At 68.8% G+C, this 26,151-nt stretch carries 25 protein-coding genes; 23 read left to right on the forward strand and 2 right to left on the reverse strand.

Annotated elements, in window-relative coordinates:
- Positions 1 to 21 precede the first annotated feature (21 nt).
- The 15 genes from prmC to BLT25_RS15870 all read left to right on the forward strand — a co-directional run bounded on the left by prmC (position 22) and on the right by BLT25_RS15870 (position 12,802).
- Positions 22 to 879: a peptide chain release factor N(5)-glutamine methyltransferase gene (prmC, locus tag BLT25_RS15800; RefSeq protein WP_091047775.1), complete on the forward strand. Its 858-nt coding sequence runs from the start codon at positions 22 to 24 to the stop codon at positions 877 to 879.
- On the forward strand, positions 876 to 1,607 hold the full coding sequence (locus tag BLT25_RS15805; RefSeq protein ID WP_371113343.1) for an L-threonylcarbamoyladenylate synthase: 732 nt from the start codon (positions 876 to 878) through the stop codon (positions 1,605 to 1,607). Before prmC ends, BLT25_RS15805 begins: the two co-directional genes overlap by 4 nt.
- The gene (locus tag BLT25_RS15810) at positions 1,607 to 2,782 is read left to right on the forward strand and encodes a glycosyltransferase family 4 protein (protein ID WP_091047778.1); all 1,176 of its coding nucleotides are present in this window, start codon (positions 1,607 to 1,609) and stop codon (positions 2,780 to 2,782) included. The genes BLT25_RS15805 and BLT25_RS15810 overlap by 1 nt, the downstream gene beginning before the upstream one ends.
- Positions 2,783 to 2,944: 162 nt before the next feature.
- Positions 2,945 to 3,313, forward strand: coding sequence for a hypothetical protein (locus BLT25_RS15815; RefSeq protein ID WP_143033772.1), 369 nt, complete (start codon positions 2,945 to 2,947; stop codon positions 3,311 to 3,313).
- Positions 3,314 to 3,426: 113 nt separating this feature from the next.
- The gene (gene atpB / locus BLT25_RS15820) at positions 3,427 to 4,233 is read left to right on the forward strand and encodes a F0F1 ATP synthase subunit A (RefSeq protein ID WP_218131372.1); all 807 of its coding nucleotides are present in this window, start codon (positions 3,427 to 3,429) and stop codon (positions 4,231 to 4,233) included.
- 86 nt (positions 4,234 to 4,319) lie between these two features.
- The gene (locus tag BLT25_RS15825; RefSeq protein WP_091047785.1) at positions 4,320 to 4,526 is read left to right on the forward strand and encodes an ATP synthase F0 subunit C; all 207 of its coding nucleotides are present in this window, start codon (positions 4,320 to 4,322) and stop codon (positions 4,524 to 4,526) included.
- Positions 4,527 to 4,552: 26 nt separating this feature from the next.
- Complete coding sequence (locus BLT25_RS15830) at positions 4,553 to 5,089, forward strand: F0F1 ATP synthase subunit B (RefSeq protein ID WP_091047787.1); 537 nt, start codon at positions 4,553 to 4,555, stop codon at positions 5,087 to 5,089.
- A complete protein-coding gene (locus tag BLT25_RS15835; protein ID WP_091047789.1) occupies positions 5,089 to 5,901 on the forward strand; it encodes a F0F1 ATP synthase subunit delta in 813 nt (270 codons plus the stop codon). The genes BLT25_RS15830 and BLT25_RS15835 overlap by 1 nt, the downstream gene beginning before the upstream one ends.
- 79 nt (positions 5,902 to 5,980) lie before the next feature.
- Complete coding sequence (gene atpA / locus BLT25_RS15840) at positions 5,981 to 7,621, forward strand: F0F1 ATP synthase subunit alpha (protein WP_091047792.1); 1,641 nt, start codon at positions 5,981 to 5,983, stop codon at positions 7,619 to 7,621.
- Positions 7,622 to 7,624: 3 nt separating this feature from the next.
- Positions 7,625 to 8,551, forward strand: coding sequence for a F0F1 ATP synthase subunit gamma (locus BLT25_RS15845; protein ID WP_091047793.1), 927 nt, complete (start codon positions 7,625 to 7,627; stop codon positions 8,549 to 8,551).
- Positions 8,552 to 8,577: 26 nt separating this feature from the next.
- Positions 8,578 to 10,014: a F0F1 ATP synthase subunit beta gene (atpD, locus tag BLT25_RS15850; RefSeq protein ID WP_091047796.1), complete on the forward strand. Its 1,437-nt coding sequence runs from the start codon at positions 8,578 to 8,580 to the stop codon at positions 10,012 to 10,014.
- Positions 10,014 to 10,406: a F0F1 ATP synthase subunit epsilon gene (locus tag BLT25_RS15855; RefSeq protein WP_045547377.1), complete on the forward strand. Its 393-nt coding sequence runs from the start codon at positions 10,014 to 10,016 to the stop codon at positions 10,404 to 10,406. Before atpD ends, BLT25_RS15855 begins: the two co-directional genes overlap by 1 nt.
- A 51-nt stretch (positions 10,407 to 10,457) precedes the next feature.
- Positions 10,458 to 10,874: a DUF2550 domain-containing protein gene (locus tag BLT25_RS15860; protein ID WP_256328622.1), complete on the forward strand. Its 417-nt coding sequence runs from the start codon at positions 10,458 to 10,460 to the stop codon at positions 10,872 to 10,874.
- A 103-nt stretch (positions 10,875 to 10,977) separates the two neighbouring features.
- Positions 10,978 to 11,598, forward strand: coding sequence for a DUF1707 and DUF4870 domain-containing protein (locus BLT25_RS15865; RefSeq protein WP_091047800.1), 621 nt, complete (start codon positions 10,978 to 10,980; stop codon positions 11,596 to 11,598).
- Positions 11,599 to 11,641: 43 nt separating this feature from the next.
- Positions 11,642 to 12,802 carry an MFS transporter gene (locus tag BLT25_RS15870; RefSeq protein WP_256328623.1) on the forward strand — a complete coding sequence of 387 codons (1,161 nt, stop codon included), beginning with the start codon at positions 11,642 to 11,644 and terminating at the stop codon, positions 12,800 to 12,802.
- Positions 12,803 to 12,891: 89 nt separating this feature from the next.
- Here the strand turns inward: BLT25_RS15870 and BLT25_RS15875 are convergent, their stop codons facing one another.
- On the reverse strand, positions 12,892 to 16,062 hold the full coding sequence (locus BLT25_RS15875) for a DEAD/DEAH box helicase (protein ID WP_176883975.1): 3,171 nt from the start codon (positions 16,060 to 16,062) through the stop codon (positions 12,892 to 12,894).
- A 376-nt stretch (positions 16,063 to 16,438) separates the two neighbouring features.
- Here BLT25_RS15875 and BLT25_RS15880 point away from each other — a divergent pair, with 376 nt between their 5' ends.
- Positions 16,439 to 17,434 (forward strand): helix-turn-helix domain-containing protein, encoded by a 996-nt coding sequence (locus tag BLT25_RS15880; protein WP_091047805.1) that lies wholly within the window; start codon positions 16,439 to 16,441, stop codon positions 17,432 to 17,434.
- A gap of 21 nt (positions 17,435 to 17,455) precedes the next feature.
- Here BLT25_RS15880 and BLT25_RS15885 read toward each other — a convergent pair whose 3' ends face one another.
- Entirely contained in the window at positions 17,456 to 18,028 is a 573-nt protein-coding gene (locus BLT25_RS15885; protein WP_045547381.1) for a cob(I)yrinic acid a,c-diamide adenosyltransferase, read from the reverse strand.
- 197 nt (positions 18,029 to 18,225) lie between these two features.
- On the opposite strand from BLT25_RS15885, the gene BLT25_RS15890 reads away from it, so the two are divergent.
- The 7 genes from BLT25_RS15890 (at position 18,226) to BLT25_RS15915 (ending at position 26,003) form a co-directional block, all read left to right on the forward strand.
- Entirely contained in the window at positions 18,226 to 18,534 is a 309-nt protein-coding gene (locus BLT25_RS15890; RefSeq protein WP_091047808.1) for an STAS domain-containing protein, read from the forward strand.
- Positions 18,535 to 18,625: 91 nt separating this feature from the next.
- Entirely contained in the window at positions 18,626 to 20,653 is a 2,028-nt protein-coding gene (locus BLT25_RS15895) for a protein meaA (RefSeq protein ID WP_091047810.1), read from the forward strand.
- Between the two features lie 123 nt (positions 20,654 to 20,776).
- Positions 20,777 to 21,223, forward strand: a complete 447-nt coding sequence (locus BLT25_RS15900) for a DUF6069 family protein (protein WP_256328624.1) — start codon at positions 20,777 to 20,779, stop codon at positions 21,221 to 21,223.
- Between the two features lie 120 nt (positions 21,224 to 21,343).
- Positions 21,344 to 22,243, forward strand: a complete 900-nt coding sequence (locus BLT25_RS15905) for an NAD(P)/FAD-dependent oxidoreductase (RefSeq protein ID WP_091047815.1) — start codon at positions 21,344 to 21,346, stop codon at positions 22,241 to 22,243.
- Positions 22,244 to 22,291: 48 nt separating this feature from the next.
- Positions 22,292 to 23,881 (forward strand): phosphodiester glycosidase family protein, encoded by a 1,590-nt coding sequence (locus tag BLT25_RS15910; protein ID WP_091047816.1) that lies wholly within the window; start codon positions 22,292 to 22,294, stop codon positions 23,879 to 23,881.
- 32 nt (positions 23,882 to 23,913) lie between these two features.
- The gene (locus BLT25_RS29940; RefSeq protein ID WP_008362162.1) at positions 23,914 to 24,090 is read left to right on the forward strand and encodes a hypothetical protein; all 177 of its coding nucleotides are present in this window, start codon (positions 23,914 to 23,916) and stop codon (positions 24,088 to 24,090) included.
- An 80-nt stretch (positions 24,091 to 24,170) separates the two neighbouring features.
- Positions 24,171 to 26,003, forward strand: a complete 1,833-nt coding sequence (locus tag BLT25_RS15915; protein ID WP_091047819.1) for a bifunctional metallophosphatase/5'-nucleotidase — start codon at positions 24,171 to 24,173, stop codon at positions 26,001 to 26,003.
- Positions 26,004 to 26,151: the final 148 nt, after the last annotated feature.

The raw sequence follows: 26,151 nt of genomic DNA on the forward strand, positions 1-26,151 counted from the left end.
CACATTCAGGAGCAGTTGCCCATGACCGCCCCGCGCGCACTTCTGGCAAGTGCCCGAAAGCAGCTCGAAGAGGCCGGAGTCGAGAGCCCGGACGCCGATGCGGCCATCTTGTTGGCCCATGTCCTCGACACCGACCGCAACCGCCTCTTCCTCGTCGACGACGTGGCGGAGCATCACGAGAAGGCCTATGCGGACCTGCTCGCCCGCCGCGCGGAACGCGAGCCGTTGCAGCACCTGACCGGGGTTGCGTACTTCCGGCACGTCGAGCTCGCCGTCGGTCCCGGCGTCTTCGTGCCGCGGCCCGAGACCGAGCTGCTCGCCGGCTGGGCGATCGATCGGGCCACTGAGGTCGATCAGCCCGTCGTCGTCGACCTCTGCACCGGGTCGGGCGCGATCGCGAAGAGCATCGCCGACGAGGTCCCGGGCGCGCAGGTGCACGCGGTCGAGCTCTCCGAGGACGCCTATCCCTGGGCCGTACGCAACCTGACCGGCACCGGCGTGGACCTGCGGCAGGGCGACATGGCCGACGAGTTCACCGACCTGGACGGCAGGGTCGACGTGCTGGTCTGCAATCCGCCGTACATCCCGCTCGAAGCCTGGGAGTCGGTGGCGGCCGAGGCGCGCGACCACGACCCCGACCTTGCGCTCTTCTCGGGGCAGGACGGGCTGGACGCGATCCGCATCCTGGAACGGCGGGCCGCCGAGCTGCTCAGGCCCGGGGGAGTGGTCGGCTTCGAGCATGCCGACGAGCAGGGTCCGAACGCCGACAACGGCGGCGCTCCGGCGGTCTTCGCGGCCACCGGACGATGGCAGGACGTACGCGATCATCTCGATCTGGCAGGCCGTCCGCGCTTCACGACCGCACAACTGGCAACATGAGCACTGTGACTGAGCGCTACCCGATCGCGACCGAGGACGAGCAGACCGAGGCGGTCGATGCTGCTGTGGCCGCCCTTCAGGCCGGCGAGCTCGTGGTCGTACCGACCGACACGGTCTACGGCATCGCCGCCGACGCGTTCGACAAGGGCGCCGTGGCCGGTCTGCTCGCCGCCAAGGGCCGAGGCCGCTCGATGCCGCCACCTGTGCTGATCTCCAACGTCGCCACCCTGGACGCCCTCGCGACGCGGATCCCCGACTGGGCGCGCAGCCTCGTCGAGGAGCTGTGGCCCGGAGCCCTGACGGTCGTCTTCCACCAGCAGCCGTCGCTGCAGTGGGACCTGGGCGAGGCCCGCCAGACCGTGGCCGTACGCATCCCCGACTCCGACATCCTGCGCCGCATCATCGACCGGGTCGGGCCGCTGGCGACCAGCTCGGCCAACCGCACCACCAAGCCGGCCGCCACCAACGCGGACCAGGCCGACGAGATGCTCGGCAAGATGGTCAAGGCCATCATCGACGGCGGCGAGTCGCCCGTCGGCGAGGCGTCCACGATCGTCTCCGCCACCGGTGACGAACCGAAGGTTCTCCGGGAGGGTGCGATCAGCATCGACCGGATCAACGAGATCCTCGCCGAGCACGACGTCGCCATCCGTCGTCCGGGCGATCCGGACCCCGCCAACATGACCGAGACCGACATGCCCGCCACGGACGCCGACACAGAAGCCTGATGCGCGCCTACGTCCTCCTCTTCCTGGTCGCCGCCGTGGTGACCTACCTGCTCACCGTCGTCGCCCGCGAGTTCGCGACGCGCACGGGGGCCGTCGCGAAGGTCCGCGACCGTGACGTACACGCGGTTCCGGTCCCCTACATGGGCGGCGTGGCGATGCTGGGCGGCCTGGTCGCCGCCTATCTGGTCGCTCGCGAGCTGCCGTTCCTGGCCGACGCACCGGACTTCGTGCTGCAGGACACCGGCGTGGTGATCCTCGCCGGCGCGCTGATCTGCATCGTCGGTGTCGTCGACGACATCTTCGAGCTCGATGCGCTCACCAAGCTGGGCGGTCAGGTGCTGGCGACCGCGATCCTGGTGGGCTTCAACCTGCAGTACAGCCTGATCACGTTCCCCGACGGCACCCAGTTCTCCATCGACCCCGCCCAGGGCGCGCTGCTCACCGGGCTCGTCGTGATCACCGTGGTCAACGCGGTCAACTTCATCGACGGCCTCGATGGTCTGGCCGCGGGTGTGGTCGGCATCGGCGCGCTGGCGCTGTTCCTGTTCTGCTACCAGTTCACCCGGATCAACGACATCGGCCGCGCCTCGACAGCGGCCCTCCTGACCGTCGCGCTCGCCGGAGCCTGCGTCGGCTTCCTGATCCACAACTGGCATCCCGCCCGGCTGTTCATGGGTGACAGCGGCTCGATGCTGATCGGCCTGATCCTCGCCGCCAGTGCGGTCACCCTCTCGGGCTCCTACAACGCCGGCGGCCTGAACGTGAACGCCTTCGACGCCTCCACCGCGCTCCTGGTGACCTTCCTGCCGTTGCTGCTACCGCTGACGATCCTGGTGGTGCCGCTCGTCGACCTCGTGCTTGCCGTCGTACGCCGCACCCGCGCCGGCCGGTCCCCGTTCGCCGCGGACAAGAAGCACCTGCACCACCGCCTGCTGGAGATCGGCCACTCCCAGCGCCGTGCCGTCCTGATCATGTGGCTCTGGGCCGGCCTGATGTCCTTCGGCTCCGTCTTCGTGACCCTCTACCGCGGCCCCGTCGTCATCGTCGGCGTCATCGTCGCCACCGCCCTCATCGTGCTGCTCACCTTCGTCCTCCCAAAGATCCGCGGCGAGCGCACCGACAAGCTCCTCGAGGTCCCCGAGGACCTCACCCCGCTGGAGAACCAGCCCCGCTAGCGGTCCCTTGATCGATCAATTAGGGCACCCAAACACGCTTGTGATAGTTTTCACGAGCGTTCGGGATACGCTCCTGAACGCTTGAAATGCCCCCAGAGAGAACGGCCGCCGACGATGACGACCGCAACCAGCAAATCCAAGGTGCTGCGAGGTTCTGCCGCAGTGTCCGCAGTTGCTGTGCTCGCGGCCCTCGCGGTGGCCTTTGTTCTTGCCGGGACTGATGGTCTGACCGGTGCCGCGATCGGCTCGATCGCCACCGTTGTCGTGCTGGCGGTCGGGTCCTGGGCGATGTTCTGGGTCGCGGCGAAGTCGCCCGCCCTGTCGTTGCCCGCCGCTGTCGGTGTCTTCACTGTGTCAGGCATGGTTCTCTTCGTTGTCCTGCTGGTCGTTTCGCAGACCGGGGGAGACGCTGTCGTACGTTCGGCAGCCTTCTCGGTCATGGCGCTCACCGTCGCATGGACGACCACGTTTGCGTTCCTGGTGCGACGCGAGCGGATCCCGCTCTTCGACCTGCCCGGGGCAGACTCGTGACCCGCCAGTAGCGCCTGATATCGTCCGGGCCGTCGGGGGCGGCCGCCGGGATGATGCCCGAGCCTTTGAAGGCTCGCCACCCAGAATCGTAAGTTCAACAAACAGGAGACAGCGTGAAGTCGCTTGCCGCCACCGTTATGGCGTCGGAGTCGGGGCCTCATATCCCGGGGCCCGCGGACTTCTTCCTTCCGCCGATCGTCGGGTCCGGCGACTGGGCTCTGACCAAGGTGACCTTCCTGGTCCTGCTGTCCGTCGTGATCGGTTTCGGCTTCTTCTACGCCGCCTCCCGCAAGGCCGCCGTGGTTCCGAGCCGCCTGCAGTTCGCCGGTGAGTACGTCTACGGGATGGTCCGCAACTCCATCGCCCGCGACATCATCGGGTCGAAGGACTACATGAGGTTCGTGCCGTTCCTCTTCACGGTCTTCATCTTCATCATCATCAACAACTTCTACGGGATCATCCCGTTCGTCCAGTTCCCCACGATGTCGCACATCGGCTTCACCGTGGCGCTGGCCGCGATCACCTGGCTGGTCTACAACATCGTCGGTATCGCGAAGCACGGGTTCATCGGCTACCTCAAGCTCCAGACGGTGCCCAGCGGCGTCTCCGGGCCGATCCTTCTGATGATGGTCCCGCTGGAGTTCCTCTCCAACATCGTCGTCCGGCCGTTCACGCTGGCGATCCGTCTCTTCGCGACCATGTTCGCCGGCCACCTGCTGGTGGCGCTGTTCTCCATCGGTGGCGCCTGGCTGATCCTGCACTACGCCCCGACGTGGCAGGGCGTCGCCGCCGGTGTCTTCGCCTTCCTGCTGGGCATCTTCGTGTCCTTCCTGGACATGCTGATCATGTTCCTGCAGGCCTATGTCTTCACCCTGCTCTCGGCGATGTACATCGCCGGCGCAGTCGCGGACGAGCACTGATCCGTTCAGGCTCGGACTCAAACAGCTAATCCAACTCGACGTACAACAACTGACGCAGATCGCGTCACAACCGAAAGGAAATCCCCATGGAGGGACAGCTCGGAATCATCGGCCTCGGCCTCTCCGCCATCGGCCCGGGTGTCGGTGTCGGTCTGATCTTCGCCGCGTACGTCGCGGGTGTCGCCCGCCAGCCGGAGGCCCAGAGCCGCCTGCAGGCGATCGCGATTCTCGGCTTCGCGCTGTGTGAGCAGTTCTTCATCATCTCCTTGGCTCTCGCCTTCGTCCTTCGCTGACGTAGGGAACTACTGAAGGTTCCGACATGATCCTTACCCAGGTAACCGCTGCGGAGACCGAGATCAACCCGTTGGTCCCGCACGTCCCGGAGATCATCCTCGGTGTCATCGTCATCGCCATCCTCTTCGTGGGAGTCGCGAAGTTCATCGTTCCGAACTTCGAGAAGGCGTATGCCGATCGAACCGCGGCGATCGAAGGTGGCATCGAGAACGCCAACGCCAAGCAGGCCGAGGCTGACGCCAAGCTCGCCCAGCTGGAGGCCCAGCTGGCCGACGCTCGTCACGAGGCTGCCCGCATCCGCGAGCAGGCCCGTGAGGAGGGTGCCGCGATCAAGGCCGAGTTCCGCGCCGAGGCGCAGGCCGAGGCCGAGCGCATCGTCACCGCAGGCAAGGCGCAGGTCGAGGCCGAGCGCCAGGCGGCTGCTGCTTCGCTGAAGACCGAGGTCGGCTCGCTGGCCACCGGTCTCGCCGGTCGCATCGTCGGCGAGTCCCTCGACGACGACGAGCGTTCCAGCCGTGTGGTCGAGCGGTTCCTCGCTGACCTCGAGGCAGGGGTTCACTGATGGACTTCCGTGGAGCGTCGGCCGACGCAGTTGCCGCCCTGACCGAGGAGCTGAAGACCGCTGTCTCCGCCTCTCCTGAGGCGGCGGCGAAGGCGGCCGACACCCTCTTCGAGGTCTCCCAGACCTTCCGCGCCGAAGCAGCTCTGCGCCGCTTCGTCACCGACGCCTCGGTACCGGCAGAGGCCAAGACCGGCCTCGTCGGCGAGCTGTTCGGCGGGAAGGTCGACGCGACGGGCCTCGGTGTGGTCGAGTCGGCGGTCAAGCACCGCTGGACGCACGCCGGTGACCTGAGCGACGCGGTCGAGCGACTGAGCGAGATCGCCGCGGTTCGCAGCGCCGGCGACGAGGCCAAGCGCCTCGCCGACGAGCTGTTCGCGGTCCAGCAGGCCGTGCAGGAGACGCCGGAGCTGCGCGACGCGCTCTCCGACCCGGCTCGCACGACCGCTGACAAGGTCACGCTGGTCGACGACCTTCTCGGCGGCAAGGCGCTGGCGGCGACGGTCACCCTGACCAAGCAGGCGCTGGCCGGCACCTACCGCACGGCCACGGTCGCGCTGGGTGAATACCAGAAGGTCGCTGCCGCGGTCGCGGGCGAAGGCACCGCGGTCGTCCGCGTGGCTGCCCCGCTCTCGGAGGGTGACACCACCCGCCTGGCCGCGGCCCTCGCGCAGAAGTACGGCCGCAAGGTCCACCTGAACATCGTGGTCGACCCGGCCATCGTCGGCGGCATCAAGGTCTCGATCGGTGACGACGTCATCGACGGCACCATCTCCAGCCGCCTCGACGGGGCGCAGCGAGCACTCGCCGGCTGATCCGGCATCGCGGCCCCAACTGGCCGTATGACCCCTGTGTGACACAGACTTCGACGTAAGAACGAGAGAGAAGGCAGAGATGACGGAGCTCACCATCCGTCCCGACGAGATCAGGGACGCGCTGGCAAAGTACGTCGCGGACTACAAGCCCGAGGCGGCGAAGACCGAGGAGGTCGGCACTGTCGCGCGGACCGCTGACGGCATCGCCCAGGTCTCGGGCCTGCCCTCGGCCATGGCGAACGAGCTCCTCGAGTTCGAGGACGGGACCCTCGGTCTCGCCCTGAACCTCGAGACCCGCGAGATCGGTGTCGTCGTCCTGGGCGACTTCGACAAGATCGAGGAGGGCCAGTCGGTCCGACGTACGGGCGAGGTTCTCTCCGTCCCCGTCGGTGACGGCTACCTCGGCCGCGTCGTGGACCCGCTGGGCAACGCGATCGACGGCCTCGGCGACATCGAGACGGTCGGCCGTCGCGCCCTGGAGCTCCAGGCTCCCGGCGTGATGCAGCGCAAGTCGGTTCACGAGCCGCTCGCCACCGGCATCAAGGCGATCGACGCCATGACCCCGATCGGCCGTGGCCAGCGCCAGCTGATCATCGGTGACCGCGCGACCGGTAAGACCACGGTCGCCATCGACACGATCATCAACCAGAAGCAGAACTGGGACTCGGGCGACCCCGACAAGCAGGTTCGCTGCATCTACGTCGCCATCGGCCAGAAGGGCTCGACCATCGCCTCCGTGCGTGGCGCCCTCGAGGAGGCCGGCGCGCTGGAGTACACGACCATCGTGGCCGCTCCCGCGTCCGACTCCGCCGGCTTCAAGTACCTCGCCCCCTACACCGGCTCGGCCATCGGCCAGCACTGGATGTACGAGGGCAAGCACGTCCTGATCGTCTTCGACGACCTGACCAAGCAGGCCGAGGCCTACCGCGCCGTGTCGCTGCTGCTGCGCCGCCCGCCGGGCCGTGAGGCCTACCCGGGTGACGTCTTCTACCTGCACTCCCGGCTGCTGGAGCGCTGCGCGAAGCTCTCCGACGAGATGGGCGCGGGCTCGATGACCGGTCTGCCGATCATCGAGACCAAGGCCAACGACGTCTCGGCGTTCATCCCGACCAACGTCATCTCCATCACCGACGGTCAGATCTTCCTGCAGTCCGACCTGTTCGCGGCCAACCAGCGTCCGGCGATCGACGTCGGTGTCTCGGTCTCCCGCGTCGGTGGCGCGGCGATGACCAAGGCGCTCAAGGGCGTCACCGGCTCGCTCAAGGTCGACCTCGCGCAGTACCGCGCGATGGAGGCCTTCGCGATGTTCGCCTCCGACCTGGACGCGGCCTCTAAGCAGCAGCTGGCCCGCGGTCAGCGTCTGATGGCGCTGCTCAAGCAGCCGGCCTACTCGCCGTACCCGATCGACGAGATGACCGTCTCGCTGTGGCTGGGCACCACCGGCCGCCTGGACATCGTCCCGACCGCGGACGTGCTCAAGTTCGAGCAGGAGTTCCTCGACTACCTGCGACGCTCCCACGAGGGCGTCCTGGCCGCGATCCGTGAGTCCCTGAAGTTCGAGGACTCCACCGAGACCGCGCTCAACGACGCCTACAACGCCTTCCTCGACCAGTTCGAGACCTCGGACGGTGCCTCGGTCAAGCCGGGTTCCGCCAAGGAAGAGGCCCTCTCTGACGAGGACGTCGAGCAGGAGCAGATCGTCAAGCAGAAGCGGGGCTGACCCATGGCCGTGTCAGTGCGTGAACTCCGCGCGCGGATCAAGTCGACGGAGTCGATGAAGAAGATCACGCGCGCCATGGAGCTCATCGCTGCGTCCCGGATCATCAAGGCGCAGCAGCGGGCCAATGCGGCCGCGCCGTACGCCCGTGAGCTCACCCGCGCCGTCTCTGCGGTGGCGACCTACTCCAACGTGGACCACCCGCTGACCACCGAGCCGGAGGCGCCCACCCGCGCCGCCGTGCTGGTGGTCACCAGCGACCGTGGTCTGGCCGGCTCCTACTCCTCGAGCGTGCTCAAGGAGGCCGAGGGCCTGGTCGAGAAGCTCAAGGCCGAGGGCAAGGAGGTCGACCTCTACGTCACCGGACGCAAGGCGGAGGCCTTCTACAAGTTCCGCGGTCGCTCCGTGGCGCAGGCCTGGACCGGCTTCTCCGACCGACCGGACTTCGAGGCGGCCAAGGAGATCGGCGAGAAGCTGATCGAGGTCTTCGTCGAGGGCACCGAGGCCGAGAAGGCCGCCGCTCCCGGCGTCGACGAGGTCCACGTGGTCTACACGCGGTTCATCACCATGATGACGCAGAAGCCCACCGCCGTACGTCTTCTGCCTCTGGAGGTCGTGGAGGGCACCGAGGCTCCGGCCGAGGGCGAGGTCCTGCCGCTCTACGAGTTCGAGCCGTCGGCCGAGGCCGTGCTCGACTCGCTGCTCCCGCAGTACGTCGTGAGCCGGATCTGGTTCGCGCTGCTGCAGGCCGCCGCCTCCGAGCTGGCCCAGCGTCAGAAGGCGATGAAGTCGGCTACCGACAACGCCGACGAGCTCATCAAGAAGTTCACCCGGGTTGCCAACCAGGCTCGCCAGGCCGGCATCACCCAGGAGATCAGCGAGATCGTCGGTGGCGTGAACGCGCTCGCCGACGCCCAGGCTGCGAACGACTGAGAACCCACAGAAAGACTGACTAGAAAATGACCGCACAGGTTGACGAGAAGACCACGACGGGCCGCATCGCCCGCGTGATCGGCCCGGTCGTCGACGTGGAGTTCCCCGTCGACGCCATGCCGGACATCTACAACAAGCTCGAGGTCGAGGTCACCATCAGCGGTGAGACCTCCGTCCTGCCGCTCGAGGTTGCCCAGCACATCGGTGACGGCATGGTCCGCGCGATCTCGCTGAAGCCGACCGACGGCGTCGTCCGCGGTGCCACCGTGAGCGACACCGGCAACCCGATCACCGTGCCCGTGGGTGACGTCACCCTCGGCCACGTGTTCAACGCGACCGGCGACATCCTCGATGTCGACCCGGCCACGGTCGAGGTCAAGGAGCGCTGGGGCATCCACCGCAAGGCTCCGGCCTTCGACCAGCTCGAGTCCAAGACCCAGATGTTCGAGACGGGCATCAAGGTCATCGACCTCCTCACCCCCTACGTGACCGGTGGAAAGATCGGCCTCTTCGGTGGTGCGGGCGTCGGCAAGACCGTCCTCATCCAGGAGATGATCGCCCGAGTCGCCAAGAACCACGGTGGTGTCTCCGTGTTCGCCGGTGTCGGCGAGCGCACCCGTGAGGGCAACGACCTCATCCACGAGATGCAGGAGGCCGGCGTCTACGACAAGGTCGCCCTGACCTTCGGCCAGATGGACGAGCCGCCGGGCACGCGTCTTCGCGTGGCCCTCTCGGCGCTGACGATGGCGGAGTACTTCCGCGACGTCCAGGGCCAGGACGTGCTGCTGTTCATCGACAACATCTTCCGCTTCACCCAGGCGGGCTCCGAGGTCTCGACCCTGCTGGGCCGGATGCCTTCGGCCGTGGGCTACCAGCCCAACCTCGCCGACGAGATGGGTCTGCTCCAGGAGCGGATCACCTCGACGCGTGGTCACTCGATCACCTCGATGCAGGCGATCTACGTGCCGGCCGACGACTACACCGACCCGGCTCCGGCGACCACCTTCGCCCACCTCGACGCGACCACCGAGCTCTCCCGTGAGATCGCTTCGCTGGGTATCTACCCGGCGGTGGACCCGCTGACCTCGACGTCGCGAATCCTGGACCCGCAGTACATCGGTCAGGACCACTACGACTGCGCCGTGCGCGTCAAGCAGATCCTTCAGCGCAACAAGGAGCTGCAGGACATCATCGCGATCCTGGGTGTCGACGAGCTCTCCGAGGAAGACAAGATCATCGTCTCCCGCGCTCGCCGGATCCAGCGGTTCCTGTCGCAGAACACCTACGTGGCCAAGCAGTTCACCGGCATCGAGGGCTCGACGGTTCCGGTCAAGGACACCATCGAGGCGTTCAACAAGATCGCCGACGGTGAGTACGACCACGTCGCCGAGCAGGCGTTCTTCATGTGCGGTGGCCTCGACGACGTCGAGGCGAAGTGGGCCGAGATCCAGAAGAGCCTCTGATGACGGACGCACTTCAGGTGGAGCTCGTCGCTGCAGACCGTGTGGTCTGGAGCGGCGGGGCCACCATGGTCATCGCCCGAACGGTCGACGGTGATGTCGGTGTCCTGCGCGGTCACGCGCCGGTGCTGTCGGCACTCACCGAGGCGGTCGTGGAGATCACTCCGGAGGAGGGCACCGAGGTCATCGCGACCGTCGACGGTGGCTTCCTCTCGGTGGCCAACGACCGCGTCTCGATCCTGTCCGAGCACGTGCTGCTGGCGCACGAGATCGACCTCAGCCAGGCTGAGGTCGAGCTCGAGGAGGCCCGTCGCCTGCTCGGCACCAACAACGACGCCGAAAAGCGCATCCGGCGTGCCGAGGCACGCATCCGCGCTGTCGAGAAGGCCTCTTAGGGAAAGAGGGGCGATACCCGGATGGCATGGTGGGAGCTGCTGTTGGCCGTTGTGGCTGCATTGCTTCTGCTTGTCCTCGCCTATGGCATCGGGATCGCCGTACGCCGCCGTCTGCTCGCTCGCAACGGCGGCGTCTTCGAACTGAGCCACCGCGTCCGGGACACCAGTCCCGGACGCGGTTGGGTCATCGGCCTCGGCCGCTACTCCGGTGACGCTCAGCTGGAGTGGTTCCGGATCTTCTCGCTCTCGCCCAAGCCCAAACGGGTCTGGCGGCGCACCGAGATCACCTACATCTCCAGCCGGTCTCCTGAGGGGATCGAGGAGCTGGTCCTCTACCCCGAGAGCCTGATCGTGACCTGCGACGTCAAGGGCCAGCACATCGACCTCGCGATGGACCAGCAGACACTCATCGGCTTCCAGGCGTGGCTCGAGTCCCGCCCGATGCGGTCCACCTGGATCGTCTTCTGAGCGACTCCCTCCGACCGTCTCCGGCGCAACACCGGGGTCGGTCGGTTTGCTTTCGGGGGCTTCCCTGATTGTCCGGAGGGCGTCTGCGGCGGATCGTAGAGGTATGTCCTCAACTGCCCCGATCCCGACCCCGCCCACCCCGCCCACCCAGCCAGTCCCGTCGGCTCCGGTCGTCGGCGACGAGCTGCGCTGCACCGATGCCGATCGCGACCGTGTGGTCGACGTCCTCAAGTCCGCCTACGCCGACGGCCGGCTCGACCAGGCCGAGTTCGACGTCCGGTTCGACCTGACCATGAAGGCGAAGACGTACGCCACCCTGGAGCCGATCACCCGCGACCTGATCGCGCAGCCGACCCCGGCTCCGGCGCCGGCGAAGCCCGCCCGCGACCTGCTGCCGCCGCCGACCACCGAGGAGCGGCTCCTGGCTGCCCTCGCCCAGGCCACGACCTGGGTGCCGATCGTCGTCGGTCCCGCGATCCTCTACTACACCGTCGGCAAGCGTTCCGAGTTCGTGAAGCACCACGCCGCCGGCGCCCTCAACCTGCAGCTCACCCTGCTGGCGGTCACGATCGTGACCTTCGGGCTCGGTGGCGCGCTCTACGGGATCGCCTGGGTCCTGGCGACCGCCTTCGCGGTCGTCGCGCTCGCCGGCGCCCCGCTGCGTCAGCCGTGGGTGCTGCCGATCTTCGGGCGCGGTGGGCCGTACGAGAAGAAGCGGGACTGATCCCCGCACCTGGATGCGGCCCGAGGCGCACTAGCCTTTACCCGTGACGCCTCTCCGCCGTGCCCAGGCCGGATCGGTGGTGGCGTTCGCCACCAACGGTCTGCTGGCGGCGACCTTCATCTCCCGCATCCCCGCGCTCCGCGAGAGCCTCGGCCTGAACAACTCGGCCGTCGGCCTGATGCTGCTGGCGATGGGCATCGGCTCCGTTGCCGCTCTGCCACTCGCCGGGGGACTGGTGATGCGCTGGGGCGCCGCCCGGGTCGTACGCCGCTGCGCAGTGCTCTGTGTCGCCGCCCTGACCCTGGTGGCGATCTCCGGGAGCTGGCTGGAGCAGACGTGGCTGGTGGCGCTGTTCCTGGTCGCGTACGGCGTCGGCTATGGGGTCTGGGACGTCGCCATGAACGTCGAGGGGGCCGCGGTCGAGCGGCGCGGTGGCAAGACGCTGATGCCGCAGCTGCACGCGATGTGGAGCGTCGGCACCGTGCTCGGTGGGCTGCTGGGCATCGCCCTGGTGGGCACGCTGCCGACGGTGTGGCACATCGCCGGGGTCGCGGCCGTCGCGCTGGCCGTCTGCTGGTGGGGAACCCTGGGGTTCCTTCCGGCGGAGGCGCCCCCGGAGGGGCACTCGCCGCGGCGTGAGCTGATCGCCGCTTGGCGCTCGCCCCAGACGCTGCTGCTGGGGCTGATGGTGCTCGCCTTCGCCGCTGCCGAGGGGAGCGCCAACGACTGGGTGTCGCTGGCGATGATCGACGGCTACGACGTCAGCCACCGGGTCGGGGTCGCCTGCTATGCGGCGTTCGTCTTCTGCATGAGCCTTGCCCGCTTCGCGGGCGCGAAGGTGATCGACAGGATCGGTCGGCAGCCGGTCCTGATCGCCTCGGCGGCGCTGGCGGGGATCGGGATCGTGCTGACGGTGTTCGCCGGCACGTTCGGGCTCGCGCTGGCCGGGATCGTCCTGTGGGGCTTCGGCGCCGCCCTCGGCTTCCCTCTGGGGATCAGCATCGCAGCCGACGACGAGACCCGGGCCGCTGCTCGCGTCTCGGTCGTCTCCACGCTGGCCTACGGAGCCTTCCTCGGCTTCCCGCCGATCCTGGGCGCTGTGGGGGACCAGATCGGCACCCTGAGCGCGCTCCTGGTCGTCGCCGTCCTGATGGTGCCTGCGGCGGCGTTGGCGGCGACGGTGGCGCGGCGGCGACCCGTGTAACACGCTGTTCGTAGGACTATCCGGTCGTTCTGATAGGGCGAGTAGTCCTACGAACGACGTGTTACACGGGGAGGCCCATATCAACTCGGCTACACGAAGAGGGCGCGGATGTCGTCGGCGCCGATGGTGGAGCCCATGGCGCCTTCGCCGTCGACGACCTTCGCGAAGAGCTCGGCCTTGCGCTCCTTGAGCTCCATGACCTTCTCCTCGATCGTGTCGGTCGACACCAGCCGGTAGACCATGACGTGCTGGGTCTGGCCGATGCGGTGGGCTCGGTCGACGGCCTGGGCCTCGGCGGCGGGGTTCCACCAGGGGTCGAGCACGAAGACGTAGTCGGCCTCGGTGAGGGTCAGGCCGACGCCGCCGGCCTTCAGGGAGATCAGGAAGACCGGGGCGTCGCCGTCGCGGAAGCTCTCGATGACCGCACCACGGTCGCGCGTGCCGCCGTCGAGGTAGGCGGCGTCGATGCCGGCCTCGGCGAGCCGGGTGCGCGCCCGGCCGAGGAACGAGGTGAACTGGCTGAAGACCAGCGCCTTGTGGCCCTCGGCGGCGAGCTCCTCGATGTGGTCGACGAGGGTGTCGAGCTTGGCGGAGCCGACGTCGTCGTCCTCGGGGTCGACGAGACCGGGGTCGAGGGAGAGCTGTCGCAGCCTGGTCAGCGCGCTGAGGATCGCGACCCGGTTGTCGTTGAAGTCGTCGAGCAGGTGCAGGATCCGCTGCCGCTCCTTGGCCAGGTGGGCGTCGTAGATCTTGCGGTGGACCGGGTTGAGATCGACGCCGAGCACCTGCTCCTGCTTGGGCGGCAGGTCGTCGGCGACGAGCTCCTTCGTACGCCGCAGCAGGAACGGCCGCAGGCGGGTCCGGAACCGGCGCAGCGCGCCGTCGTCGCCCGACTTCTCCACGGGAGAGACCACCATGTCGCGGAACAGCCGCGGGCTGGGGTAGAGCCCCGGCGCCGTGATCGAGAGCAGCGCCCACAGCTCCATCAGCCGGTTCTCGAACGGTGTGCCCGTCACCGCGAGACGCCAGCGTGCGTCGATGCGGCGGGCAGCTGCGTACGTCTTGGACTGGTGGTTCTTGACCTGCTGGGCCTCGTCGAGGACGAGGCCGGCCCAGGGGCGCCCGGCGAAGGAGTCCTGCTCGAGCCGGAGGATGGCGTAGGTCGTGACGACGACATCCGCGCCCTCGCGGGCCTCGGCGACTGAGTCCATGCGCTTGCTCACCGTGCTCACCCGGAGGCCGGGGGTGTGGCGGCGGGCCTCCTGGACCCAGGCGGGTACGACGCTGGTGGGCGCCACCACGAGGTAGGGGGTGCGCGACTCCGGTTGTGTGTGCACGGCGTGGGAGATCGTGGCCAGCACCTGGAGCGTCTTGCCCAGACCCATGTCGTCGGCGAGGATCCCGCCGAGACCCTGCTCGTGCAGGAACGCCAGCCAGTGGAATCCGTCGAGCTGGTAGTGGCGCAGCTCGGTCGCCAGCCCGGTCGGCTCCGGCCGGGGGATCTCGCGAAGATCGCGCAGCGCCTGGGCGCGCTGGACCCATTCGGCGGCCTGCTGGTCGACCACGCCGAGCTCGGCGAGCTCGGCCCAGACGCCGAGGTCGTGCTTGCCGACCGCGATCCCGTCGCCGGTGCGCTCGTGGAGCTGTCCGGCGGCCTCGACGACGTTGCGCAGCCGGTCGAGCTCGGGGCGGTCGGTGGTGATGTAGGTGCCGCTGGGGAGGATCAGGTGGTCGTCGCCGCGGGTCAGCGCTCCGAGTACGTCGGGAAGCGGGACGGCCTCGGCGCCGATCCGGATCACGACCTGCAGGTCGAGCCAGTCCTGCCCGGCCACGGCAGCACCGTCGGGCGAGGTGATCTCGAAGGAGATCTCAGGGTCCTCGTCGGTCTCGCGGAAGTCGGGCCGCTCGACCTCGGTGACCTCGACGCCCTCGACCTCACGCAGCGCCGGCAGGTCGTGGATCGCGAGCGCGAGGGCATCGCCGTCGCGTACCTCCTGCTTGCGGAGCAACTCGGTGGAGACCTTGGCGCGCAGCACGGCCTCCTCGGCCGGGTCGCGGACCAGGCCGAGGTCCTCGCGGGAGTCCACCGGGTAGTGACGTACGCCGTAGGCCCAGGTCCAGCCGAGCGTGGCATGTGTCGAGCTGCGCCAGGTGACCGTCAGGGTCAGGCGGGGTGCGGGAGGCTCAGGGATGTCGAGGGAGCCGTCGGCCGAGCGCAGCGGCACCAGACGGGCCAGGGGGCCCAGCAGAGCGCTCAGCGTGCCGATCTCGGCCTCGGGGACGGTCAGCGGGTCCCGGGCGGTCACCAGCCGCTGCGCGTGGGTCGAGAGCGGTCCGGACAGATCAGCGAGATGGAGGACCCCGGCATCGAGCACGCCCACCGAGCGGGTCGGGCGACCGATCGGGAGCACCGTCGGGCCGGCGTAGACCCGGTCGGCGTGTGCCAGGCCGAAGCGGAGGACCGCCTCGCCGTCCTCGCGGCGCAGCTCGCCGGCGAGCGAGAGCGGCTCGTCGAAGACCACCACACCGCGTACGTTCTCGCCGGGCAGGACGGTCACACCGCCACGGATCGCGTCGCGGAGCAGGCTGACCGCGTGCTCGCCGAAGTCGGCGAGGCTGAGCGAGGAGCCGCGGGCGTAGAGCAGCCGGTCGGACCGCAGCTGGCGGGCCAGCTCCTGCAGGGGGAGCAGCTGGCTGCGGGGGAAGTCCTTGCCGGGCACCGCGTTGGGAATGTTGGCCCAGTCGGCACCGGTCTTCGCCCAGCGCTCGCGGTTGCCCATGCGCATCGGGCGCAGCTCGACGCTGGGGGAGCCGGCCACGGCCGACCGCGGGCTGTGCACGTCGATCTCGAGCGCCAGCGCGGGCAGGTCGTCCTCGGGCTTGTTGTCCTCGGCGAGCTGGCCCAGGAGCGTACGCAGCTCGGTCTCCCACGACGGACCCATCGGCGTCGCCGCGGTGCGGGAGCCGGCGAGGACGAGGCCGAGCGCGGCGCCGTGCTTGCAGTTGTTGTGCACGGGGCAGCTGCACGAGCTGGTCGCACTAACGACGCCGTTCCTGGAATCCAGGTTGAGGGTCACCCGGTAGGGCGCCGGGCTGGTGCCTCTGACCTCGGCTGCCGCGCGCAGAGCACTGCTGCCGATCTCGGTGACCCGGGGCTCACCGACCCGCCCCTGGGCGGCGTAGGCCTCGGCCCGCTCGATGGTCTGGGGGTCGAAGGTCTCGCGGAGCAGGTCGTTCGTGAGAGCTTCGAGCAAGGGCACCCGATCCATTCTTCCAGCATGAGGCGGGTTCTGCGACTTCGTGGACGCTCGTGGTGAGCAGCGTCTCGTTCGTTGCGGTGGCAGTGGTCTAGACCAGCGGCGCACCAGCAGGGGGTTGCCATGCATTCATCGGCGTGCATAGGCGCAAGCCCGACATCGGTCCCGGACAACCGGATCCGAACCGATAGCGACAACTTTGTCGCGGAAAAGTAAAGCCACCTCGATCCGAGCGGGGGGATCCGGACCGAGGTGGCGATGAATACTTTCGGCCAAGTTGCCGATGAATGCAAGTCGAACCGCCATGGCGGGAATATGACGTGTCGTATATCTGCCATGATGACTGTCGTTCGTTCCCCCGCCACGGAAGGCATCTCGGATGCTTGATGCGCTAGGTCTCGACAATCTCGAAGAGACGGTCTACCGCCAGCTGGTCGCCGCGCCGTCGGCCAACCTCGAAGAGCTGGCCGAGGCGGCCGACCTGGACGCCTATGCGGTCTCGGCGGTGCTGTCCGCGCTGGAGGGGAAGGGCTTGGTCGCTCGGGCCTCGGCGGGCCAGGACCGCTACGTCGCCTCCCCGCCGGCCGTGGCGCTCGGGGCGCTGCTCGTCCAGCGCCAGGACGAGCTACGTCGCGCGCAGGTGGAGATGACCGAGCTCGCCGGGCTCTATCGCGGCTCGGTCGCTCGCCGGGACGTCGCCGACGTCGTCGACGTCGTGCACGGCACCGAGGCGATCGCCCAGCGGTTCGCCCAGCTGCAGTACTCGGCCAAGAAGTGCATCCAGGCGCTGCAGAAGCCGCAGGCCGCGGTCGTCACCCGGGAGGACGCCGACGAGGCCGAGCGGGCCGCGCTCGAACGCGGGGTCAGGCACGACATCGTGCTCGAGCGTTCCGTCTTCGACACCCCCGGCATCTACGAGAGCATCGACTCCGGTCTCGAGATCGGGATCGAGCTGCGGGTGGTGCCGACGGTGCCGCTGCGTGCCTTCATCGTCGACCGGGAGATCGCGCTGATCCCGCTCATGCAGGGCTCGACTCCTTCGGGCGAGCACAACACGGTCCAGGACGCGCTGCTCCTCCACCCCAGTGGTCTTCTCGACGCGATCCTCGCCCTCTTCGACCTGATCTGGACCTCGGCTCCGAAGCTCGTCGCGACCCCCGAGGGCACGGTCGAGACGGCCGCCGACCGCCTCGAGCCGCTGGACACCAAGGTGCTCTCGCTGCTGCTCGCCGGCCTGACCGACGCCTCCATCGGGGCCCAGCTCGGGCTGTCGCTGCGTACGGTCCAGCGGCGGGTGCGCCAGATGATGGACCGCGCGCAGGTCGACACCCGCCTCCAGCTCGGCTACGAGGCGGGTCGTCGCGGGTGGCTGTGACATGTGCGCCCTTCGGGCGCGCTACCGCTCGCCGCCCGGAACCCACAGGACGTCGCCCTGCTCGCGGTTGGCGTGCCGGGCGAGGATGAAGAGCAGGTCGCTGAGGCGGTTGAGGTAGGTCAGGGCGAGCTTGTTCATCGTCTCGCCGTGGACCTCGTACGCAGCCCAGGCCGCCCGCTCCGCGCGGCGTACGACGGTGCGGGCCACGTGCAGGTGGGCCGCGGCCACGGTGCCGCCGGAGAGGATGAACGAGCGGAGCTTCTCCAGCGGCTCGTTGTAGTCGTCGCACCAGGCCTCGAGCCGGTCGATGTAGGCCTGCTCGACGCGGAGCGGGGGATACTCGGGGTCGGCGACGACCGGGGTGGAGAGGTCGGCGCCGACGTCGAAGAGATCGTTCTGGACGGTCGTGAGCACCTTCACGACGTCCTCGTCGATGCCGCCGTGAGCCAGCGCGACACCGATCGCCGCCCCGGCCTCGTCGGTCGTCGCGTACGCCTCCAGCCGTAGATCGGTCTTGGCGGTCAGGCTCATGTCGCCGAGCCGGGTCTCACCGGCGTCGCCGGTTCGGGTGTAGATGCGCGTCAGGTTGACCATGCGCTGAGCCTATGCGGACGGCCCATGTTCGGCGAAGATGGTCAAATGACAGAAAATAGTGACGGAAGTGACTAATGAGGCTGGTGAGGTGCAACCAATCGGATTCGCCACGCGTCATAGTGGGCGAGAGGGAGCGTCATGTGATGCGTAGGGCTTCTGTGTAGGGCAATCCACTTCCTGGGGGATGGAGGCAGGGCATGGAGATCTTGATCGACGGGCCGACGCTGGTGCTGAGCGGAGATTTCGACGTACGCAGCACCTGGATGGCACGCAGCGTGATCTACGACCATCTCGACTCGGTGGAGGGTGACGTCGTGCTCGACGTCTCCGGCGTGAACAGCGCCGATGTGACGGCGCTGAAGCTGCTCGCCGTCGCGACCCGGCAGGCCCATGCCGAGGGCCGCCGCCTCACCCTGCAGGGCTGCACTCCGGCGGTGCGCCGGATGCTCCACCTCTCCCGGCTCTATCGTGTTCTCGAGGTGGAGAACTCACCGCTCATCGCGTAGCGGGTGGTGGGTAAAGGAGTGGCCCGGTGAGTGACATCTTCCACACCGGGACCGGTTACTGATCGGTAACCGAGGGGCTAGCATGCCTCTTATGACGGACACCACGCCTTCCGAGCAGAGCCGCCCGGCGAAGGATCGCTCCTGGCTGATGCGGACGTACGCCGGCCACTCGACCGCCGAGGCGTCCAACGAGCTCTACCGCACCAACCTGGCCAAGGGCCAGACCGGTCTCTCGGTCGCCTTCGACCTGCCCACGCAGACGGGCTACGACCCCGACAGCGTCCTTGCTCGCGGCGAGGTCGGCAAGGTGGGCGTCCCGATCATGCACATGGGGGAGATGCGCAAGCTCTTCGACCAGATCCCGCTCACCGAGATGAACACCTCGATGACGATCAACGCGACCGCCATGTGGCTGCTCGCGATGTATCAGGTCGCCGCCGAGGAGCAGAACCCCGGGATGGACCCGGCCGAGGTGGCCGCCAAGCTGGCCGGCACCACCCAGAACGACATCATCAAGGAGTACCTCTCCCGGGGGACGTACGTCTTCCCGCCGGAGCACTCCCTGCGGCTGATCAGCGACATGATCTCCTACACGGTCCACCAGATCCCGAAGTGGAACCCGATCAACATCTGCAGCTACCACCTGCAGGAGGCCGGGGCGACGCCGGTGCAGGAGATCGCGTACGCGATGTGCACGGCCATCTCGGTCCTCGACCAGGTCAAGGCCTCCGGTCAGGTCTCCGAGGAGGACTTCGGCAAGGTCGTCGGCCGGATCTCGTTCTTCGTCAACGCGGGCGTGCGGTTCGTCGAGGAGATGTGCAAGATGCGCGCCTTCGTCGAGCTGTGGGACGAGATCACCCGTGAGCGCTACGGCGTCGAGGACCCGAAGATGCGCCGGTTCCGTTACGGCGTGCAGGTCAACTCCCTCGGCCTCACCGAGGCGCAGCCGGAGAACAACGTCCAGCGGATCGTGCTGGAGATGCTCGCAGTGACGCTGTCCAAGAACGCTCGGGCGCGTGCGGTGCAGCTGCCTGCCTGGAACGAGGCTCTCGGTCTGCCGCGTCCGTGGGACCAGCAGTGGTCGCTGCGCCTGCAGCAGGTGCTCGCCTACGAGTCCGACCTGCTGGAGTACGGCGACCTCTTCGACGGCTCGCCGGTCGTCGAAGCAAAGGTGGCCGAGCTCGTCGCGGGCGCCAAGGAGGAGATCGACCGGGTCCAGGCCATGGGCGGAGCGATCGCCGCGGTCGACACCGGCTACATGAAGTCGGAGCTGGTCTCCTCGCACGCGCGCCGTCGCGCCGCCATCGAGTCCGGTGAGGAGATCATCGTCGGCGTCAACAAGTTCACGACGACCGAGCCCTCGCCGCTGACCGCGGACCTGGACGCCGCGATCATGGTCGCCGACCCGCGCGCCGAGGAGGCCGCCAAGGCCTCCCTCGATGCGTGGAAGGCCGAGCGTGACGAGACGGCCGTCGCCGAGGCGCTGGCCGCGCTGGCCGCCGCCGCGAAGACCGACGCCAACCTGATGGCGGCGACGCTGGAAGCCGCCCGGGCGGGCGCGACCACGGGGGAGTGGGCCGGCACCCTGCGTGAGGTCTTCGGCGAGTTCCGGGCGCCCACCGGCGTCTCCGGCGCCGTCGGTGCCGCGGAGGCCGGAGCCGAGCTGTCGGCCGTACGCGACCGGGTCAAGGCCACCGGCGAGGAGCTCGGTGTCAAGCTGCGCATGCTCGTCGGCAAGCCGGGTCTGGACGGTCACTCCAACGGCGCCGAGCAGGTCGCCGTCCGGGCCCGTGACGCCGGCTTCGAGGTCATCTACCAGGGCATCCGGCTCACCCCGGAGCAGATCGTCGCCGCGGCGGTCGCCGAGGACGTACACGTCGTGGGGCTCTCCATCCTCTCCGGCTCGCACATGTCGCTCGTGCCGTCGGTGGTCGAGGGGCTGCGCGATGCGGGTCTGGGTGACGTACCCGTCATCGTCGGCGGCATCGTGCCCGAGTCCGACGCCAAGACGCTGATCGAGTCGGGGGTCGCGGCGGTCTACACGCCCAAGGACTTCAGCCTCACCGAGATCATGGCCGACATCGTCGAGGTCATCCGCAAGGCCAACGACCTCTCCTGAGTCGAGGATCGACACGGCTCCCTGAAAAAACTTCGGGAGTCGTGTCGATCCGGGTGCGTGGCCGTTCGTGACATGGGCAGAGGGAGGCGGACGGCGCCTCCCGCCACTCACGGGAGACCAGAGATGTCCACGATCACCACCGCCCAGCAGTCCACCCGCTCCACCCGCTCGACCCGCTCGACCGGAGACGCCCGTAAGCCTGTCTGGCTCCATGGCCTCGGTGCCACGGTCGTCGCCAGTGCGGTCGTCACCGTCCTCGCCGCTGCCGCCTCGGCGGCCGGGGTGAGCTTCGAGACCGCCAGCGGCACGATCCCGCTCGCCGGCTACGCCCAGCTGACCGCCCTCTTCTCGCTCATCGGGGTCGCGATGGCCGCGGTGATGGCCCGCGTGGCCCGCCGTCCGCGGCGTACGTTCGTGGTCACCACCGTCGTGCTGACCATCGCCTCGCTCATCCCTGATGTCACCTTCGGCTTCGATGTCGCCAGCGCGGCCGTCCTGATGGCGTTGCACGTGGTCGCTGCTGTCATCGTCATCCCGGTCCTGGCCCGGCGGCTGGCCGAGGAGCGGTGAGTTCGGCCTGGGGTCGAACGGGTCGTGTAACACGTCGTTCGTAGGACTACTCGCCCTATCTGATAGGGCGAGTAGTCCTGCGAACGACGTGTTACAGGGGTTCCCGGTAACGTGCGACGCATGCGGGTAACGGTGGTCGGAGCCGGAGTCATCGGGCTCTCGTGCGCGGTGCGGCTGCTGGAGGCAGGCCACGAGGTCGACGTGATCGGCCGGGAGCGGACGAGCGGGACCACCTCGGCGGTGGCCGGCGGGTTCTGGTTCCCCTACCTCGCCGAACCGCGCGACCGGGTGACGGCCTGGGCGACGGAGACCTTTCGCGAGCTCGCCCGGCTGGCCGAGGAGGAGCCGGAGGCAGGGGTACGCATGGTGCACGGCACCCAGCACAACCCCGAGGCCGACCTGTGGTGGGCCGAGCCGCTCACCGACCTGACCCTCACCGAGGACCGCGCGGAGTTCACCGTCCCGATCGCCGAGATGCCGGTCTACCTGCCCTGGCTCGAGCGGCGGGTCACCGAGGCGGGCGGCAGCATCACGACCGGGACCGTCGACGACCTGGCGAGTCTGGACGCCGACGTCGTGGTCAACGCGACCGGCCTCGGCTCGCGGGAGCTGGTCGGCGACACCAGCCTCTACCCGGTCCAGGGCCAGATCGTCGTCCTCGGGCCGGGCGCCGCCGAGGAGTGGCTGGAGGCCGATGGCGCCGACCCCTCCTATGTCTTCCCGCGCGGTGGCGACACCGTCGTCGGGGGTACGTCGGTGCCGCACGCCTGGGACCAGAGCCCGGACCCGCGTACGGCCGAGCGGATCCTGGCCGACGCCACCGCGGCCGTGCCGGAGATCGCGAACGCCGAGGTCAGGGCCCATCTGGTCGGCCTTCGCCCGGCCCGGCCCTCGGTCCGGCTGGAGCGCGAGGGGCGGGTCGTTCACTGCTACGGCCACGGCGGTGCCGGGGTGACGCTGAGCTGGGGCTGCGCCGCCGAGGTCGTGGAGCTCGTCTCCGGGCAACCGACGCAGCGCTGACGTACGGCGTTCAACGGGAGTTCAGCGGGCGCTCCTAGCCTCCCGCGCATGCCGAAGACCGCTCGCCTTCTCGCCAGTGGCGTCGCCCTGGCCGCCGTCGTCGCCGTCGTCCCGGGCGTCGCCCGCGCCGATGCGCCCGCCCACGCGCCCGCCCACTCCTGGACCGACCGGATCGAGTGGACATCGACCTCGCTCGCGGACGGGGTGACGCTGCGTACGGGCGTTCTCGATGACGTCGCCAGCGCTCCGTTCTGGACCGTCACCCTCCAGCATCCGGTGACCAGCTCGATCACCGGTGGCCCGGCCAATGCGGGCGTCGGCCCGCGCGGATGGGCCCAGGATACGGCTGACCGGCTGCGCGCGGCGGGCTACGAGCCGCGGCTCGACGACGTCCGCTGGCCGGACTACTCCGACACCCCCAGCGGACTGCAGGGCGTACGCGTGCGGACGGGGGAGTACGCGACGCAGGCCGAGGCTGGGGCCGCGGTCACGGCGCTCAAGGCGCTCGGCTTCCCGACCGCGGCGGCCGCATGGACCGGCTACGACGCGGACACCCCGGCCGACGCCCAGCAGATCCATGTCGCCGTCATCGACCAGCGGACGTACGACGGAGACGTCTACGGCACCCACCACGGAACGATCGCGCAGCGGCAGAAGCTGTCGGCCGTCGGTGGCGCCCTGGGCGCGACCGTGGCGGTCAACGGCGGGTTCTTCATCACCTCGGACGCCGACGGCTACCAAGGTGCCCCGGCGGGGATCGCGGTCTACGGCGGCCAGCTCGAGGCGATGGATGCCGGTTCGCGCACCGGCATCGTGCTCGGCAACGGGCCTGCGCGGATCACGCGCCTGAAGGCGAAGGTCGAGGTACGCAGCGGCGGATCCGTGCGGCCGGTCAACGGGATCAACCGCAAACCCGGCCTGATCCGCAACTGCGGCCGCCCGGGAGCCACGCCCACCACGGAGCCTCGTCAGGACGTGACCTGCCGGACCGACTCGGAGCTGGTGCTCTTCACGCCGCGGCTCGGCTCGGCGCTGCCTGCCGGCGAGGGCACCCAGGTCGTGCTCGACGCCGACGACCTAGTCACCGCCGTCGGCACCCGGGGCGGCACGGTGCCCGAGGGCGGCAGCGTGGTCCAGGGCATCGGTGCGGCCGGGGAGTGGCTCGCGGTCCACGCCACCGTCGGGAGCCGGCTGCCGGTGGCCGAGTCGGTCCGCGACGCCACGGGGCGCCGAGTCCCGCTGACCCCACGCACCTCGATCGTGAGTGCCGCCCCCAACCTCGTCACCGACGGGCGCACCGACATCGATGCGGCCGCGGAAGGTGTCATCGATCCCGCTGACCTGTCGTTCAACTACGCCTGGGCCGAGATCCGGCAGCCCCGCACGATGGCGGGCATCGACCGCCGCGGCCGGCTCCTGCTCGTGACCGTCGATGGTCGTCAGCCCGGTGTCTCCGAAGGCCTCACGGTCGCGGAGGAGGCGGTACTGATGAAGAGCCTGGGCGCCGAGGACGCGATGAACCTCGACGGCGGCGGCTCCACCGCCATCGCGACCGGCGGCACTCTCCTCAACCGCACCTCTGACGCGGCCGGTGAGCGGGCCGACGGGGACTTCATCGTGGCGGTTCCGGCGAAGTAAGGCTCCCCTAACCCTGCTGTTACCCTTCGAGCGTGGGTAAGAAGAGGAAGCCTCCCAAGACGGAGTGCTGCGTGTCGAAGTCGCGCTGCAAGCGGTGCCCGATCCGCATGCTCAAGGAAGGCACCCTGCCCGAGGGGATGACGGTCAAGAAGCGCCGTCTGGTGACTCTCGACGGCAAGCCGGTCAAGAAGAAGCATCTGGCTGCTTGACGGAAGGCGCCGCCAAGTTGCGCCCGAGGTGGTAGGAATTGCCTTGCATTCGATTACCTACTCGCGCAAGGACGTTACCGATGCCTCACGCCACCCGCCGCTCTGTCCTGTCCGGTGCAGCTGTCACAGGCGCCGCGGCGCTGAGCGCAGCCGGCTACGCCGCCCCTGCCCATGGTGCGAGCGGCGCAGGCAAGCCCGACACCGTCCGGCTGACCGTGCTCGGCACGACCGACCTGCACGGCAACGTCTTCAACTGGGACTACTACAAGAACGCCGAGTTCTCGAACAGCGCCGGCAACGAGATCGGTGTCGCCAAGGTCAAGACGCTGATCGACGCCGTCCGTGAGGAGCGCCGCGGCGAGCCGATCCTCACCATCGACGCCGGTGACACCATCCAGGGCACCCCGCTGGCCTACTACTACGCCCGGATCGACCCGATCACCGAGGGCGCGATCCACCCGATGGCGCGGGCGATGAACCTGGTCGGCTACGACGCCGCCGCGCTCGGCAACCACGAGTTCAACTACGGCATCGACACGATCCGGAAGTTCGAGGAGCAGGTGAACTTCCCGATGCTCGGCGCGAACGCGGTCGACCCGTCGACCAAGTTGCCGGTCTTCCCGCCCTACGTCATCAAGGAGTACCGCGTCGGCCGCGGTCGTCGCCTCAAGGTCGGCGTGCTCGGGCTCACCAACCCCGGCATCGCGATCTGGGACAAGGCCAACGTCGAGGGGAGGATGGAGTTCCCGGGGCTGGTCGAGCAGGCCAAGATCTTCGTACCCGAGCTCAAGAAGGCCGGCTGCGACCTGGTCATCATCAGCGCCCACTCCGGCGCCGACACCTCCAGCTCCTACGGTGACGACCTGCCCCCGGAGAACGCCGCCACCCTCGTCGCCGAGCAGGTGCCGGACGTCGACGCGATCCTCGTCGGCCACGCCCACCGGGAGATCACCGAGCGCTTCGTCGCCAACACCGAGACCGGCAAGCAGGTGCTGCTGACCGAGCCGCTCTACTGGGGCATGCGCGTCTCCGTGATGGACCTGGTCGTACGCCACGAGAAGCGTCACGGGCGGCCCCGCTGGGTCCTGGAGTCGGCGACCTCGCAGACGCTGAACTCCAACACCGTGGACCCCGACCCGGAGGTCTCGGCGGCTGTGCAGGAGCAGCACGATGTGGTGATCTCCTACGTCAACTCGGTCGTCGGCAGCTCGGCGGTGGAGATGCTGGCCGCGCGGGCGGTCGTCGAGGACGTACCCATCATCGACTTCGTCAACTTCGTCCAGGCCGATGCGGTCAAGGCCGCGTTGACGGGCTCGGACGCGGAGCTCCCCGTCATCTCGATCGCGGCGCCGTTCAGCCGCGCCGCGGCCTTCCCGGCGGGTGAGGTGACCGTACGCGACGTGGCCGGCCTCTACATCTACGACAACACCCTGATGGCGGTGCGCATCACCGGGGCCCAGCTCAAGGACTACCTCGAGTTCACCGCCCGCTACTTCAAGCAGGTCAGCGGCACCGGACCGTTCCCGATCGACGCCGTGACCAACGCGCCGACCGAGACCGCGCCCAACGGCACGCCCGACTACAACTTCGACACGATCGCCGGCCTGGACGCGGCCCTGACCTACGACATCGACATCGCAGGTTCGGTGGGGTCGCGGATCACCAGCCTCGCCTACGACGGCGTCGCGGTCACCGACGCCCAGGAGTTCGTGCTCGCGATCAACAACTACCGCCAGTCCGGCGGCGGCGGCTTCCCGCACGTCACCGACGCCACCGTGGTCTACAACCAGCAGGTCGAGATCCGGCAGCTGCTCATCGACTGGGTCACCGAGCACCAGGTCATCGACCCGGCCGCCTTCGCCTCGGTCGACTGGCGTCTCGTCTCCGGCGGCGAGCCCATCACGGTGCAGTAACTGCTGGTCGAAGGCCACTTCGTTCAGACCTCGGAGCCGCTAGGCGGAGGCGTGTCGAGACCAACACGGCCGCTGTCCCGGAAGACGGGATTGTGTTGGTCTCGACACGGACTCGCTGGCGCTCGTCCGGCTCGACCGACGCGTGGTC

The organism is Nocardioides sp. YR527, assembly GCF_900101045.1.
Lineage (GTDB): Bacteria > Actinomycetota > Actinomycetes > Propionibacteriales > Nocardioidaceae > Nocardioides.

Excerpts from the sequence above, each read along its gene's own strand:
- prmC (WP_091047775.1), top strand. The coding sequence starts at position 22 with ATGACCGCCCCGCGCGCACTTCTGGCAAGTGCCCGAAAGCAGCTCGAA.
- BLT25_RS15805 (WP_371113343.1), top strand. The coding sequence starts at position 876 with ATGAGCACTGTGACTGAGCGCTACCCGATCGCGACCGAGGACGAGCAG.
- BLT25_RS15810 (WP_091047778.1), top strand. The coding sequence starts at position 1,607 with ATGCGCGCCTACGTCCTCCTCTTCCTGGTCGCCGCCGTGGTGACCTAC.
- BLT25_RS15825 (WP_091047785.1), top strand. The coding sequence starts at position 4,320 with ATGGAGGGACAGCTCGGAATCATCGGCCTCGGCCTCTCCGCCATCGGC.
- BLT25_RS15830 (WP_091047787.1), top strand. The coding sequence starts at position 4,553 with ATGATCCTTACCCAGGTAACCGCTGCGGAGACCGAGATCAACCCGTTG.
- BLT25_RS15835 (WP_091047789.1), top strand. The coding sequence starts at position 5,089 with ATGGACTTCCGTGGAGCGTCGGCCGACGCAGTTGCCGCCCTGACCGAG.
- atpA (WP_091047792.1), top strand. The coding sequence starts at position 5,981 with ATGACGGAGCTCACCATCCGTCCCGACGAGATCAGGGACGCGCTGGCA.
- BLT25_RS15845 (WP_091047793.1), top strand. The coding sequence starts at position 7,625 with ATGGCCGTGTCAGTGCGTGAACTCCGCGCGCGGATCAAGTCGACGGAG.
- atpD (WP_091047796.1), top strand. The coding sequence starts at position 8,578 with ATGACCGCACAGGTTGACGAGAAGACCACGACGGGCCGCATCGCCCGC.
- BLT25_RS15855 (WP_045547377.1), top strand. The coding sequence starts at position 10,014 with ATGACGGACGCACTTCAGGTGGAGCTCGTCGCTGCAGACCGTGTGGTC.
- BLT25_RS15865 (WP_091047800.1), top strand. The coding sequence starts at position 10,978 with ATGTCCTCAACTGCCCCGATCCCGACCCCGCCCACCCCGCCCACCCAG.
- BLT25_RS15880 (WP_091047805.1), top strand. The coding sequence starts at position 16,439 with ATGCTTGATGCGCTAGGTCTCGACAATCTCGAAGAGACGGTCTACCGC.
- BLT25_RS15885 (WP_045547381.1), bottom strand. The coding sequence starts at position 18,028 with ATGGTCAACCTGACGCGCATCTACACCCGAACCGGCGACGCCGGTGAG.
- BLT25_RS15890 (WP_091047808.1), top strand. The coding sequence starts at position 18,226 with ATGGAGATCTTGATCGACGGGCCGACGCTGGTGCTGAGCGGAGATTTC.
- BLT25_RS15895 (WP_091047810.1), top strand. The coding sequence starts at position 18,626 with ATGACGGACACCACGCCTTCCGAGCAGAGCCGCCCGGCGAAGGATCGC.
- BLT25_RS15900 (WP_256328624.1), top strand. The coding sequence starts at position 20,777 with ATGTCCACGATCACCACCGCCCAGCAGTCCACCCGCTCCACCCGCTCG.
- BLT25_RS15905 (WP_091047815.1), top strand. The coding sequence starts at position 21,344 with ATGCGGGTAACGGTGGTCGGAGCCGGAGTCATCGGGCTCTCGTGCGCG.
- BLT25_RS15910 (WP_091047816.1), top strand. The coding sequence starts at position 22,292 with ATGCCGAAGACCGCTCGCCTTCTCGCCAGTGGCGTCGCCCTGGCCGCC.
- BLT25_RS15915 (WP_091047819.1), top strand. The coding sequence starts at position 24,171 with ATGCCTCACGCCACCCGCCGCTCTGTCCTGTCCGGTGCAGCTGTCACA.